This is a genomic window from Parabacteroides sp. (genome assembly GCF_977054455.1).
Genome location: NZ_CDRTCT010000030.1, coordinates 1 through 14,166, shown reverse-complemented (window position 1 = coordinate 14,166; position 14,166 = coordinate 1). Strand labels below are relative to the sequence as shown.

Genomic DNA, 14,166 nt, shown 5'->3' with positions numbered 1-14,166 from the left:
ACAGTAAAATGATGAGACACCAATTAATAATCGCTACGACTTTGTTTCTTTCCGGTTCTTTGGCTTGGGGGCAGGAACCCGCCAGACAATGGTCCCTGGAAGAATGTATCCGCTATGCAATCGAGCATAACATCGATCTGAAGCAGAGGGAGCAGGACCAGGAAAGCCGGAAAGTGGAATTGAACACCAGCAAATTCAGTTGGTTGCCCGACCTGAATGCCAATGTCGGACAGAACTTCGATTTCGGACGCTCTCCTTCCAAATCGGGGGTGATTGTGGATCAGAACTCGGCCAATACCTCGGCGTCCGTCTCTTTGAGTATGCCGATATTCGACGGTTTGCGTATTCCGAACGATATCGCTGCCCGCAAGCTGGACTTGAAAGCGGCTGTCGAAACGTTGAATAAAGCGAAGGAAGACTTGTCGATCAATGTCGCTTCCTACTATTTGCAGGTTTTGTATAATAAGGAAGTCCAGAAGATCGCCGAGTTGCAGGTCGCGCTGAGCAATGAACAGGTCGTGAAAACCGAAGCTTTGGTAAAGAACGGGAAAGTTCCCCTTTCCCAGTTATACGATATGAAAGCGCAGCTGGCGAAGGACGAAGTCTCGCTGACCGAAGCACGCAACAATGTGAAACTGGCATTGCTCGACCTGACGCAAAGCCTCGAACTGGAGCGCGACGGTGAAAACTTCGATATCGTAGTCCCTGAAATCGAGGATGCTGTCGAAGAGTATATGAGCAGCATTCTCCCACCGGACAATGTCTATGATCATGCCGTTGCTTTCAAGCCGCAGGTCAAGGAGCAGGAGTATTTGTTGGAAAGTCAGAAGAAGATGCTGAAAGTGGCGCAGGCTGGCTATTATCCGAAACTGAATTTCGGCGCCAGCTACAGCAACGGCTATTACCATTATTCCGGCGATGGCGACTATACGAACCTTCCTTTCAGCGACCAGTTGAAGAATAACGGGCGTAAGACGATCGGCTTCAGCCTGAGCATCCCTTTGTTCAACCGTTTCCAGACGCGCAACAATGTCCGCTCCGCCCGTATCAATATCCGCAACCGCGAGTTGATGATGGAGAATACGAAGAAAGTGTTGTATAAGGAAATCCAGCAAGCCTATTACAATGCGACCGCCGCCCAGGATAAATATACCGCATCCGATAAATCGGTCATAGCCAGCAAAGAAGCTTTCTCTTATGCCGAAGACCGTTATGCCGCCGGCAAGAGCACGGTCTTCGAATACAGCGAAGCCAAAACGAAGTATGCCCAGAGCTTGTCCGAGCAGGCACAAGCCAAGTATGACTTCATCTTCCGTACCAAAATCCTGGACTTCTATAACGGCACACCAATAACACTATAACATATTTAAGTTAGACACATTTGTTTAAGAAAAAGAAGGTCTCTGTGATGGAAACCTTCTTTTTGTTCTTATATTTGTCCGATAGATTATGATTTACAATTCAAGGACCATGAAAGTATAATCGTTTAATGGAAAGGATCTACTATTAATACCTACAAAAACATATTATGAATACAAGATTTGTGACATTAGTTTTGCTGCTGTTCGTTTGGCTGGAGGGGGGCAGCGTTTGGGCTCAATCCGAACTTTATCAGGTTTTCTCTCCCGACAAAAAGTTGGTGATGGCTATTCAGCGACATGACGACGGTTTGTTGACCTACACTTTTGCAGCCGATAGAGAAATATTGATCAAAGAATCTCCGCTGGGTTTCAAATTGGAATCACAGGAGACGGTTCCTTCTTCCGGTTGGAAAATAGAGAAAGTATCCGACCGGAAAGTACGGGATGAATGGAAACCGCTCTGGGGAAAACGGGCTGTGGTTGAAGATCATTTCAATGAATTGGTGATCGGTTTGGTGAATCCGGCCGGGCAACCGGAGCGGATGCAGTTGGTTGTCCGTGGATATAATGACGGCTTTGCGTTCTGTTATAAAATACCGGATGGCGAAGGACCGCATGTAAATGTGCAGTCCGAATTGACGGCCTATCACTTTGCCGGAGATTATACGGCATGGTTCTATAATGGCGAGAATCATAATATAGGACCCGAAAAGTTGACGGAAACAGATGGAACCCGTTTACCGGTGATGACGGTGAAGGCGGGTGATAGACATTATATGGCGATCCATGAAGCCTGCCTGGAAACGGGAGCGCCTCTTGTCTTACAATCCAAAGGGGGAGAATCGCTCTTCTCGGTCGCATCCAAGCCGGCCGGTCTGTCGCCGGGATATACTTCAGCCTGGCGCGTCGTTATGTATGGGGCGACGCCTGGCGCGTTGACTGATTCCCATTTGTTGGAGTTGCTGAATCCGGACCCCGATCCCCGCTATGACTTTTCGTGGGTAAAACCGGGATTGGCTGTCTGGGACTGGCGTATCAACGGGGCTGTGTGGGATGGATTTACATATGGAATGTCATATCCTTCTTGGGTGCGGATGGTCGATTTTGCCGCCGAGCAAGGTTTTAAATACCTGGTGCTGGATGCCAATTGGTACGGGCCGGAATTCGAATCGGATTCCGATCCGGTAGAAGGGGAAAAAGCGCAGGATGTGCAACGGCTGTTGAAATATGGAAAAGAGAAAGGTGTCGGAATCTGGCTTTATCTGAATGATGTCGGAGGCCGGAAATATCCGATAGAAAAGACCTTGAATCAGTATGGCGATTGGGGAGCAGCCGGGGTTAAATACGGTTTTATGAGCGGAACGCAGGAAGAAAAGAACCAATGGACGAAAAAGATCACGGAGCTTTGCGCTCAAAATCACTTGTTGGTCGATTTCCATGACGGTCCGGTTCATCCATACGGACAGATGCGTACCTGGCCGAACGCCGTGACACGCGAATATTGCCATGCTCAATTGGACGGACATCATGTGTTCGAGCCTAAAACATTTGTGACGACCGTTTTCGTCAATATGGTTGCCGGTCCGGTCGATATGAACAACGGGATGTTCGACCTTCGCCAAGGGCATACGACACGTGTGGACGAGAGCCAGCCGGTTCCTTCCACACTGGTGTCGGAAGCTGCCCGTACGCTGATTGCTTTTTCTGGCGTGACTATTTTGCCGGATATTCCGGAATACTACCGGAAGTACCCGGCTTTGTTGAACTTCCTGTCTGCCCAGAAGATGCCGTGGAAAGAGAGCCGTACCCTGGCCGGTGAAATCGGGGAGTATATCGTGATGATGCGTGAAACGGAGGATGCCTACTTAGTCGGTGCGGCCACGAATGAGTCCGGAAGGACGATAGATCTGCCTCTTTCTTTCCTGGAAAAAGGGAAATATACTGTTGAAGTCATCGAAGACGGCGACGATGCCCACTATCTGACAAACCGGGAAAGCTTGAAAGTTACGACTCGGCAACTGACAAACAATGATAAACAGGCATTGAAGTTGGCTCCGGGCGGTGGCGCGTGTCTTGTTATTAAGAAAACTCCGTCCATGCGTGTTGGTGAGCAAGCGGCTTTTCCGCTTGTCAGCCCTTCCGGGAAAATTGGTCGAAAATAATTACTTCGTCCTTAACCTGAATGAACCTAATCAGATAGCGAATACCAGCTGGATCAAGCCCGGACAGGTGATTCGTGAAGTTACGTTGACAACGGCAGGCAGTATGGCTTGTGTTGATTTTGCAGCAGAAAACAATATTGCTTATGTGCTGTTTGATGCCGGTTGGTATGGGGCGGAGGAGGATGTAAAGTCGGACGCGACCACTGTTACGGTCGATCCGGCCCGTTCAAAAGGTCCGCTCGATCTGCTTGAGGTAATAGAATATGCCAATTCAAAAGGAGTTGGCATACTGGTCTATGTGAATAAAAAAGCGTTGCATCAGCAATTGGATGAAATCCTGCCTTTATATAAGAAATGGGGGATCAAAGGTGTAAAATATGGTTTTGTGAATGTGGGCGACCAGTACGCTACGGCGTGGTTGCATCAGGCAGTGCGCAAAGCGGCCAAATATGAATTGATGGTGGATATCCACGACGAGTATCGTCCGACGGGCTATTCACGTACGTATCCGAATTTACTGACTCAGGAAGGTATCCGCGGTGACGAAGAAAGTCCGTCGCTGGATCAGGCTGTCTATACATTCTATAATCGCATGATCTGCGGAGCGGGTGATTATACCAACTGTTATTTTGCGGAAAGAGTCACGGAAAAGATGGGGGGACGTGCTGCCCAATTGGCTAAATTGGTCGCTATTTACAGTCCCTGGCAGTTTGTTTATTGGTATGACCGTCCCGAAAAATCACCGAGACGGGCCGGTGGTGCAGGTTCTGTCGAATCAGTGATTAAAACAGATGCGGCAACCCGTTTTTATAATTCTATTCCGACCGTATGGGACGAAACCCGTTTTCTGGAGGGAGAAATGGGGAAATACGCTGTGGTCGCCCGCCGTTCAGGTTCCGATTGGTACGTAAGCATGTTGAATGCCGGAGACAAGAAGCAGGTCTCCTTACCTCTTGATTTTCTGAAAAACAAGAAGGATTATACCGCCACACTTTATTACCAGGCTTCCGAGAAGAAAAAGGATGTCGTCGATATCAAGAAGATCAAGTTGGACAATCGAAATGAGATAACCATCGACCTGATCGGGAATAGCGGATGTGTGCTGCATTTTTCGATTTTTAATATTCAATAGGTATTTCAAATCACGTGGAAAGCCGGAGGTGGATGTTCCTTCTCCAGCTTTCTTTTATTTATCTGCTATCGGTTTCTTTTTTTCGGTAAGCGGAAGGAGATATTCCCATGACTTTGGTAAAGACACGGGAAAAATAGGCTTGCTCTTCGAATCCGAGCCGCATCGCAATCTCGTTTAGTTTCATATTCGTAAGTTCGATATACTGGCAGGCTTTCTGTATTTTGAGACGCGTAAAGTAATTGATGGGAGAAGTTCCTGTCTCTTTTTGGAATAAGGTGGAAAAATGGGATTCCGAGTATTTGAAATATTCCGCTAAATCTTTTAAGGTCAAATTGGCTTCCACATGTTCCTGTAAGTAATAGATAACCCGCATAGAAAAAGAAATTTCATTGTGAGTTGGAGCTCCGATGTGTCGAAATTGTTCCTGAAAAATGAATGTGGATAAGAATGTATACAAGCACATGGAGGAATAGGATAAATATTCTTTGATATATCCCATTGCAAAACTATTATATGTTTCTTCAAACAAACTTATACGGACTTGCTGTCTCGAACGTTCATCCGATTGGATTATTTGAGGAGATGGATTGGGAAAAAGAAAGGAATCAACTAATTTACCTCGAAAATGAATCCAGTAGATGGTCCATGGGTCGTTTACATCGGCTTCAAATCCATAAGGGACATAAGGGGGAATAATAATATATTGATTTTTTTCAATTTGATATGTTTTACCGTGAATATGATATAGACCTTTTCCATCTGTACAATAAATAAGCATGGCATAATCCACTCCATTCTCTTTTTGCACGTAATGGAACTTAACCTTTGGAAAGAAACCTATTTTACGCACGTAAAGGTTGCCAATAAGAGGATCCTTACTATATTCTTTTAATGACTCTTCAGGTAGATAGACAAAGCGTTCTCCTTTAAATCCTTCTTTCATTTTAATCATAACAGAAGATCATAAGATTGTATAAGAAAATCGAAACAAATGTACTTAAAAACAAATAGGAAGTAAAATATCTTTGCAAAAAATAATTTAGAACGATGAGAAAAAGTAATTATGATAAACAACCGTCGACCCTTGTTGAAGGGAAGATATGGATAGGATGGAGCCAAATATTAGATCAGGTGGGTACTGTTGGCTTTGTAGATAAACCTCGAGAGGTCGTTGTTGTAGAATGTTATCAAGGAGTGTACAAGCAGGAATTCTTATCTCATTTTGAAGAACTGTCTCCGGCTTTGCTGATTGATACCGACTGTTTGTTCAAATCTCCGGAAGAAATAGAACAGATGACAGCATCTTATATGACTAACGATTTCTTGTTTGGATATAGTTCCCATTTCTCTTATACGGATTTTTTGGATATGGACAAAGTCATGGTATGCCGTAGGCAGATAGAGAATACGGAAGGGCTTGTCGTCCTGTGTGGGCATGGAGCGGTCGAGGTTTTTGGCTGTCCGGATATACTGATCTATGCGGATATGGCACGCTGGGAAATCCAACAACGTTTTAGGCGGAAAGAGGTGAATGGCTTAGGGGTAGAAGACCGTTGCGTAGTTCCTTCCATCCATTATAAACGAGGTTACTTCATAGACTGGATCGTATGCGACAATCTGAAGAAGCAATTGTTGGACAGGGTGGATTATTGGTTGGACACGCATATCAAGGAAGTTCCTAAAATGATAGGAGGGGCGACCTGGAAAACCGGTTTGGAGAAAACGGCTCACAGACCTTTCCGTGTTGTCCCGTTTTTTGATCCGGCGCCTTGGGGAGGCCAATGGATGAAAGAAGTTTGTGATCTTGATAAAGACCGGGATAATTTCGGTTGGTGTTTCGACTGCGTTCCCGAAGAAAACAGTCTTTATCTGAATGTCTCCGGAACGCTTTTCGAGATGCCGTCCAATAACCTCATTTTTTATCGGACCCGTGACGTTTTGGGAGGACCGGTGGAGGCTCGTTTCGGACAGAGTTTCCCAATACGTTTTGATTTTCTCGATACGATGGGAGGTGGCAATTTGAGTCTTCAAGTACATCCGACAACTCAATATATTCGGGATACTTTCGGCATGCCCTATACGCAAGATGAAAGCTATTATCTCTTGGACGCCGAAAGAGAGGCAACCGTATTTTTAGGTGTGAAAACCGGAGTCGATCCGGGCGAGATGATCGCAGCTTTGCAGGAAGCCCAGGAAACGGGCGAACCGTTTGACGCCGGTAAATATGTGAACCAATGGCCGGCGAAGAAGCATGACCATTTTTTGATCCCCGCTGGGACGATCCATTGTTCTGGTGCAGGTGCGATGGTTCTGGAAATTAGCGCGACTCCCAGTCTCTTTACATTCAAACTATGGGACTGGGGACGTTTGGGCTTGGATGGCCTGCCTCGCCCGATCAACATTGGACATGGCTCGCACGTGATCCAATGGGAGCGGCAGACCGAGTATGCATGTCGATATCTGGTCAATCGAGTAGAGCGAGTTGCTGAAGGAGACGGCTGGTGGGAAGAACGTACCGGCTTGCATGAAAATGAATTCATAGAAACGCGCCGCCATTGGTTTATCGGTACGGTGCTCCACCATACGGGAAATGGGGTGAACGTTTTGAATGTCATAGAAGGAGATGAGTTGGTTGTGGAAAGTCCGGACGGGAAGTTTGAGCCATTTGTGGTCCATTATGCCGAGACGTTTATTGTCCCGGCTTCCGTAGGACAATATACGATATCGCCGAGTGGCATATCCAAGGGAAAAAAATGTGGGACGATCAAGGCTTATGTTCGATTCAAACAATAATAGAGCGATGGATTACAAAAAGGAAAAACGCATTGTCATGACATTGGATGCCGGTGGAACCAATTTTGTCTTTTCGGCCATTGCCGGAGGAGAAGAAATCGTAGAGTCGTTCACTTTGCCATCTGCACCGGCTCATATAGACCGTTGTCTAAATAACTTGGCGGAAGGGTTCAGGCATATATACGATTTGCTGCCGGATCCCCCGGTGGCCATCAGTTTCGCCTTTCCCGGTCCCGCCGATTACGAGGCTGGTATCATCGGCGATTTGCCTAATTTCCCGGCTTTCAGGGGAGGGGTAGCCTTGGGGGCTTATTTGCAGGAACAATTTGGGATACCGGTGTTTATTAATAATGACGGTAACTTGTTTGCATACGGAGAGGCGTTGACCGGCATACTTCCTGAAATAAACAGCCGGTTGGAGAAGGCCGGTTGCACAAAGCGGTATCGGAATCTGATCGGGGTCACGTTGGGGACCGGGTTCGGTGCCGGTGTCGTGACGGATGGTTGCCTATTGTCCGGCGACAATGGGACGGGCGGCGACCTGTGGTGTCTGCGGAATCTGAAATATCCCCGGTTTATCGTGGAAGAAAGTGTCAGCATACGGGCGGTCAAACGGGTCTACGCAGAACGTTCCGGACGGTCGGACGAACTGACCCCCAAAGATATTTACCGGATTGCGGAAGGTCGGCTTCCGGGAGACCGGAACGCTGCGCAAAAGGCTTTTGCCGAGTTGGGGGAGATGGCGGCCGAGGCGTTGTCCGCCGCTTTGACCTTGATAGATGGGATTGTCGTTGTCGGAGGCGGATTGTCCGGGGCTTCCAAATATATATTGCCGGCCATGCTCGATGTCCTGAACGGCTCGATAGGCATGATGGACGGAAGCACTTTCGGCCGTTTGCAGATGAAAGTGTTTAATCTGGAGGATGAAAACGAATTTGCCTCTTTTGCCGGTTGCCGGTCCCGGCAGATCTCTGTCCCCGGTTCCGGCCGCAAGGTCTCGTATGATCCTTTCAAAAGGACCGGCATTGCAGTGACCCACCAAGGAACCAGCCGTTCTGTCTCGTTGGGAGCTTATGTCTATGCGCTCAACCGATTAGATAACAGATAAATTATATATGCCATGAATACACGACATGAAAATCGTATCCTCTTCCCCATCCTGTTCGGCTTCTTCGTCATGGGGTTTGTCGACCTGGTCGGCATTGCGACCAATTATATAAAAGAAGATTTTGCCCTATCCGATACATCGGCCAACCTGCTTCCGATGATGGTATTCCTTTGGTTTGCCCTGTTTTCCATACCGACCGGTGTCTTGATGGGAAAAATCGGAAAGAAATATACGGTTGTCACGGCATTGGGCATCACCTCTGTTGCGATGTTGATGCCGGTTCTCTCTTATTCATTCCTGAATCTGCTGTTTGCCTTTGCCCTGTTGGGCATCGGCAATACGATTCTTCAGGTGTCCTTGAACCCAATGCTTGCCGGCGTCGTACCGGCCGGCAAGGTCGCCGGCATATTGACGCTCGGCCAGTTTATCAAGTCAATCTCTTCTTTTTCAGGTCCTGTTGTTGCGGGTGCAGCAGCTGCTTTTTGGGGAAACTGGAAGCTGGCATTTGGGTTGTATGCCGTGATTTCGGTTCTTTCCACTTTTTGGGTATGTTATAGTATTCCGCAGGACAAGCGCGGCGGGGAGTCCCGGACCGGGTTTTCATCGACCTTGTCAATGCTTAAAGATAAAAGGATCCGGTTGCTTTTTTTAGGTATTCTTTTTATCGTGGGGATGGATGTTGGATTAAACACGGCCATTCCTAATTATTTGATTGTACGGACAGATATGCCATTAAGTATGGCCGGTTTGGGTTCCAGCCTCTATTTCGTTTTCCGTACGGCGGGTACTTTTTCCGGGGCTTTGTTGTTGGCACGTGTGAAGCCTCGGACTTATTTTCAGGTAAGTATGTGGGTTGCAATTCTTGCATTTTTCTTCTTGCTGTTCGTCCATGTTTCTTGGGGGCTTTTTGCTGCGATTGCGGTCATAGGTTTTGCCTGTTCCAGTGTGTTTTCTATCTTGTTTTCGTATGCTTTGCAGCATAAACCGGACAGGAGCAATGAAATTTCAGCCTTGATGATTATGGGAGTTTCGGGAGGTGCCTTGGTTACGCCTGTGATGGGGATGGTTTCGGACGGTTTTGGAGTAACGGCCGGTCTGTCTTTATTGTTGTTTTGTTTGTTGTATTTGGCGGCTTTGTCGATGATGATTACATGAGAAAAAATAGATAAACAATGAGAAAGATGATGAAGTTGTAGAATCGTAAAATTGTATAAACAAATAGATGTTTTGTGTAATGAAACGATTGTGAATAATCTGTTAGTTTGTAAAACGAAAATCAACAGAATAATCAGGTCCCGGTGATACGCCGGAAACGTAAATTTAATACCATTAAAAACATTTATTATGGCATTCTTTAAGAAAGTAAAAAAGAAAGTGAACGGGCTTTGGTACCCGCAGTCCGTTACAGTAGGGAAGCCGATTACGACAGACGAAATCGCAGATCGATTGGCAAAAATCTCAACCGTGAGCCGTGCGGATACGTATGCGGTATTGAAGGAACTGGGAGGCGTGATGGCCGATTACATGGCGCAAGGACGTACCGTGAAACTGGAAGGCTTGGGTACGTACTATTATACTGCCAACGCTTCCAAGAACGGGGTCGACGATCCGAAAAAGGTCGATGCTTCGTTGATTTCGGATGTTCGGGTACGTTTTATTCCTGAAATTACCCGGACTGCTTCCGGGCGTGTCGCTTCGCGTTCATTGGTCAGCGATAATATTTTCTGGATGGAACTTCCGGATGGGGTTGAATCATCTGCTCCGGATGAAGGGGGTGGGGATGAAGAACGCCCCGGTGAACTGTAATCACGGAAAGGAAGAATAATCTTTGTTTTTCATGAAAAACATGATGTAGGATCAGTAAGGGCCTGATCCTACATCAGTCGTAATCTGATCCTATATCAGGTACGGACTGATCCTGCATTATGTTTTTGATAGAATTTTCACACACTATATCTAATATCAAAATTTTGCAGGAATGAACATCTTTTTAAGTAAATGGCCGGACAAGCAGATCCGGCTTTTCGGGACTTCGTTGGTGTGTCTTTTGGGTGCACAAGCAGGTTTTGCTGATAATCAGACGATAAGCTCGGCTGAGAACATGCTGCAACCGACCGTTGCCGTTTCGCAACAGCAAGGCCAAGTGAGAATTACCGGTACGGTCAGCGACAACATGGGGCCGATCGCCGGGGTGAACGTGGTTGAAAAAGGAACAACCAACGGCGTCATCACGGATATGGACGGGAACTTTACGTTGACGGTGGCTAAAGGATCTGTTTTACAAGTTTCTTATATCGGTTTTGTGACACAAGAAGTCAAAGTCGGCAATCAGACGAATATCAGCGTGAAGCTGATCGAAGACACGCAGGCGTTGGACGAAGTCGTGGTGGTCGGCTATGGCGTGCAGAAGAAAAAGGACGTGACGGGCGCCGTCATGTCGTTGAACAATGAGACCTTGACGCAGCAGAACGCTGTCAACCCGACATTAGCGTTGAAAGGACAGGTGGCAGGTTTGAGCGTTCAGCAGAACAACGGCCGTGCCGGTGGTGAATCGACCGTTATCCTCCGTGGGCAGAGCGCGATCGGCAAGACGGTGCAGCCGTTGGTCGTCATTGACGGGATGCCTGCCGATTGGGGGTACTTCAACCAGATGTCTGCCGAAGATATCGAACGTGTGGATGTCTTGAAGGATGCTTCCTCGACGGCAATCTACGGTTCCCGTGCATCCGGCGGTGTCGTTATCGTGACGACTCGCGACGGACGCGAACAGAAGAACAAACTGACCTACAACGGAAGCGTGGGCTTCAAGAAACAGACTCGTGCGCCGGAAATGATGAACGCGAAACAATACTACCAGTTCTATCAGGACGGCGTGGATTTCCGTGGCATACCGGAAGATTCGAAAATCAATTCGGATGAATTGCAATATATAGAAGAGGGTATCGATACCGATTGGGTGGACTTCATCACCCGCAACGGTTTCCAGACCAACCACAATGTTTCCTTGGCGGGCGGAAACAAGAACGAGACGCACTTCTTGTCTATGGGATATATGAAAGAAGACGGTCTGCTGAAATCGGAAGGTTACGAACGCTATACGATGAACGCAAAGATGACCGGCAAGATGTGGGAAAAAGTGACGATCGGCGGCTCCATGCTTGCCTCCTATGCCGTCTACGACCAAGGTTCCAAGGGAATGCTGAATACGGCTTACCGCCTTCGCCCGTGGGGGAATCCATACGAAGAGGATGGTTCTTACCGCTTTTTCCCGACGTATGGAGAGACTGGGTCGACCAACCCGATCTTTGATTTGGAAAACCAGACATGGGAAAGGAAACAGTTCCGTGTGAGGGGGAATGCTTTTGTGGAGTATAAGCCGATCGATGGTCTTGCCATCAAGACTAACTTCATGCCTCGCTTTTCCTATCGCCGGACTGGTGAGTATATCGGAGAAATGACGCAGTCGAATAAAGGAAATGCTTCGGATGCTTCTTCGGAATCATTGTGGGGACTTGGTTATCTGTGGGAAAATACTGTTACCTACAATACGCGGATAGCCGAAGACCATAGTTTGACTTTCACCGGTTTGTTCAGTGCCGAAAATAATTTCGATGAAACTTATAAGGGAGGTGTGGAAGATTTGACATACGAAGATGAATATTGGTACAATTTCGCTGCTTCGACGAAAGTGACTTCGTTGACAAGTAAATATACCAATACGGCCATGCTGTCCTATATGGCCCGTATCAACTACGGTTTCAAAGATAAGTATCTGTTGACATTGACCGGTCGCTGGGACGGTTCTTCCAAGTTGGCAAGAGGGAACCAGTGGGGGTTCTTCCCCTCGGCAGCTGTGGCTTGGAGAGCGAGCGAAGAAGAGTTCATCAAGAACCTGAACCTGTTCTCCAACTTGAAACTCCGTTTGAGCTATGGCGTGGCAGGCAACAATGCGGTAGACCCCTATTCCTCTTTTTCAACGCTCTCTTCTACCTTATACGTTTGGGATGATGTGCCTGCCAAAGGTTCGGCTGCCAAGATGTCCAACAGGGCGTTGGGATGGGAAAAAAGTTATGAGTATAACTTAGGTATCGATATGGGATTCCTCGACGAACGGATCAACGGTTCGGTCGAATTGTATCACAAGACAACAAAAGACTTGATTTTGGATAGAAAAATCCCGTCTCACCAAGGTGTCACCATTTTGGAACAGAATGTGGGGTCGGTCAGAAATAAGGGTATCGAGGTCACGATCAACTCATTGAACATAAAGACGAAAGATTTCAGTTGGAGCACCAGCCTGAACTTTTCGGTCAATAAGAACGAAATCTTGGAATTGTACGGAGATAAAGTCGATGATATAGGTAATGCTTTGTTTATCGGCAAGCCGGTAAAAGTTTCATACGATTACATATTCGACGGTATCTGGCAGTTGGGTGAAGAAAAAGAGGCGTTGCGTTATGGTGCGAAGCCCGGATATGTGAAGATCAGAGACTTGGATGGCGACGGCAAGATTACGCCGGAGAAAGATAAGGCGATCTTGGGTAATCCGTTCCCTGCTTGGACAGGCGGTATGACAAACATGTTCACCTATAAAGGCTTTGACCTTTCCTTCTTTATCTATACTCGCCAAGGTGTATTCATGAAGAGCGCATACCATAGTGAGTTGGTCAGCGACTTCAAGGGAACTCGTTATAATGTTGCTAATGTGCCTTATTGGACACCGAACCGTCCGTCCAACCAGTATCCGGCGGCTGGTAGCCCGAATAATAATGCCGACAAGGCTTATTACAAAGATTGTTCTTTCTGGCGTGTAGGGCATATCACGTTAGGGTATGATTTTAGCCGGTTGACGGCAAAATCGGTCGGAATATCCAACCTGCGTGCTTATTTGCAAGTGAACAATCCGTTCGTCTTTACCAAATACGATGGTTGGGATCCGGAATGGGCGGATAAAGGATGTGGAGATACACCACTTAACGGTGTGACCTATACCCTGGGTGTGAATATGTCATTTTAATCAATAATCATAATAAACTATCACGATGAAACTGAAATATATATCGATATTGTTACTCTCCTTGTTGGGACTGTCTTATACAAGTTGTTCCGACTTTTTAGAGGAGGATCCTTCCAGCATAGGGACTGGAGAAACCTATTTTCCGACCAAGAAAGGATTTGACGGGGCTTTGAATGCTTGTTACTCGATGTTGCGAACTTTGCATCAAAGCCGCCAGTTGTGGATGTGGGGAACGGACCAGTTTATGCAGACCAATGGCTATCCGACATATGAGAATCCGGGAACCTATACGAATCTGGATGTCTACAGCAATCAGTCATTGAACTCGGAGAACGGAAATATCAAAAGTCTGTGGGAAAATGGTTATATCGGAGTCGACCGATGCAACCGTGTCATCCAATTGTCCGAAACTGCAGAACTTCCGGAAGCCGAAAGAGCGGTAAAAGTGGCGGAGGCTCTTTCGTTGAGTGTAGATAATAACTGAAAAGTACTCCACTAAAATAATTGAAAAGTATCCCACCCGTTGGATAGAACTTTAGGGCTATCGCATATAAAAGTCTGAGTTTTATCTACACTAATTAACATTATAAATT

General features: G+C 46.8%; 10 protein-coding genes. 9 read left to right on the top strand and 1 reads right to left on the bottom strand.

Annotation, left to right across the window (positions count from 1 at the left end):
* Positions 1-8: 8 nt before the first annotated feature.
* From ACW6QF_RS14880 to ACW6QF_RS14870, 3 genes are all read left to right on the top strand, one after another.
* Entirely contained in the window at positions 9-1,361 is a 1,353-nt protein-coding gene (locus ACW6QF_RS14880; protein ID WP_456088402.1) for a TolC family protein, read from the top strand.
* 167 nt (positions 1,362-1,528) lie between these two features.
* A complete protein-coding gene (locus tag ACW6QF_RS14875; RefSeq protein WP_456088401.1) occupies positions 1,529-3,523 on the top strand; it encodes a glycoside hydrolase family 97 catalytic domain-containing protein in 1,995 nt (664 codons plus the stop codon).
* Positions 3,462-4,655, top strand: coding sequence for a glycoside hydrolase family 97 catalytic domain-containing protein (locus ACW6QF_RS14870; RefSeq protein ID WP_456088400.1), 1,194 nt, complete (start codon positions 3,462-3,464; stop codon positions 4,653-4,655). The genes ACW6QF_RS14875 and ACW6QF_RS14870 overlap by 62 nt, the downstream gene beginning before the upstream one ends.
* A 58-nt stretch (positions 4,656-4,713) precedes the next feature.
* Here the strand turns inward: ACW6QF_RS14870 and ACW6QF_RS14865 are convergent, their stop codons facing one another.
* Positions 4,714-5,607 carry an AraC family transcriptional regulator gene (locus ACW6QF_RS14865; protein WP_456088399.1) on the bottom strand — a complete coding sequence of 298 codons (894 nt, stop codon included), beginning with the start codon at positions 5,605-5,607 and terminating at the stop codon, positions 4,714-4,716.
* 95 nt (positions 5,608-5,702) lie between these two features.
* Between ACW6QF_RS14865 and ACW6QF_RS14860 the strand changes: the two genes are divergently transcribed.
* The 6 genes from ACW6QF_RS14860 (at position 5,703) to ACW6QF_RS14835 (ending at position 14,057) form a co-directional block, all read left to right on the top strand.
* Positions 5,703-7,448: a class I mannose-6-phosphate isomerase gene (locus ACW6QF_RS14860; RefSeq protein WP_456088398.1), complete on the top strand. Its 1,746-nt coding sequence runs from the start codon at positions 5,703-5,705 to the stop codon at positions 7,446-7,448.
* Positions 7,449-7,455: 7 nt separating this feature from the next.
* Positions 7,456-8,556 carry an ROK family protein gene (locus ACW6QF_RS14855; protein WP_456088397.1) on the top strand — a complete coding sequence of 367 codons (1,101 nt, stop codon included), beginning with the start codon at positions 7,456-7,458 and terminating at the stop codon, positions 8,554-8,556.
* 12 nt (positions 8,557-8,568) lie between these two features.
* Positions 8,569-9,711, top strand: coding sequence for an MFS transporter (locus tag ACW6QF_RS14850; RefSeq protein ID WP_456088396.1), 1,143 nt, complete (start codon positions 8,569-8,571; stop codon positions 9,709-9,711).
* Between the two features lie 189 nt (positions 9,712-9,900).
* A complete protein-coding gene (locus ACW6QF_RS14845) occupies positions 9,901-10,362 on the top strand; it encodes an HU family DNA-binding protein (protein WP_456088395.1) in 462 nt (153 codons plus the stop codon).
* Positions 10,363-10,534: 172 nt separating this feature from the next.
* Positions 10,535-13,573, top strand: a complete 3,039-nt coding sequence (locus ACW6QF_RS14840; protein WP_456088394.1) for a SusC/RagA family TonB-linked outer membrane protein — start codon at positions 10,535-10,537, stop codon at positions 13,571-13,573.
* A 25-nt stretch (positions 13,574-13,598) separates the two neighbouring features.
* On the top strand, positions 13,599-14,057 hold the full coding sequence (locus ACW6QF_RS14835) for a hypothetical protein (protein ID WP_456088393.1): 459 nt from the start codon (positions 13,599-13,601) through the stop codon (positions 14,055-14,057).
* The last annotated feature ends 109 nt before the right edge of the window (positions 14,058-14,166 follow it).

Coding starts and splice junctions, on each gene's coding strand:
- ACW6QF_RS14880 (WP_456088402.1), top strand. CDS start 9: ATGATGAGACACCAATTAATAATCGCTACGACTTTGTTTCTTTCCGGT.
- ACW6QF_RS14875 (WP_456088401.1), top strand. CDS start 1,529: ATGAATACAAGATTTGTGACATTAGTTTTGCTGCTGTTCGTTTGGCTG.
- ACW6QF_RS14865 (WP_456088399.1), bottom strand. CDS start 5,607: ATGATTAAAATGAAAGAAGGATTTAAAGGAGAACGCTTTGTCTATCTA.
- ACW6QF_RS14860 (WP_456088398.1), top strand. CDS start 5,703: ATGAGAAAAAGTAATTATGATAAACAACCGTCGACCCTTGTTGAAGGG.
- ACW6QF_RS14855 (WP_456088397.1), top strand. CDS start 7,456: ATGGATTACAAAAAGGAAAAACGCATTGTCATGACATTGGATGCCGGT.
- ACW6QF_RS14850 (WP_456088396.1), top strand. CDS start 8,569: ATGAATACACGACATGAAAATCGTATCCTCTTCCCCATCCTGTTCGGC.
- ACW6QF_RS14845 (WP_456088395.1), top strand. CDS start 9,901: ATGGCATTCTTTAAGAAAGTAAAAAAGAAAGTGAACGGGCTTTGGTAC.
- ACW6QF_RS14840 (WP_456088394.1), top strand. CDS start 10,535: ATGAACATCTTTTTAAGTAAATGGCCGGACAAGCAGATCCGGCTTTTC.
- ACW6QF_RS14835 (WP_456088393.1), top strand. CDS start 13,599: ATGAAACTGAAATATATATCGATATTGTTACTCTCCTTGTTGGGACTG.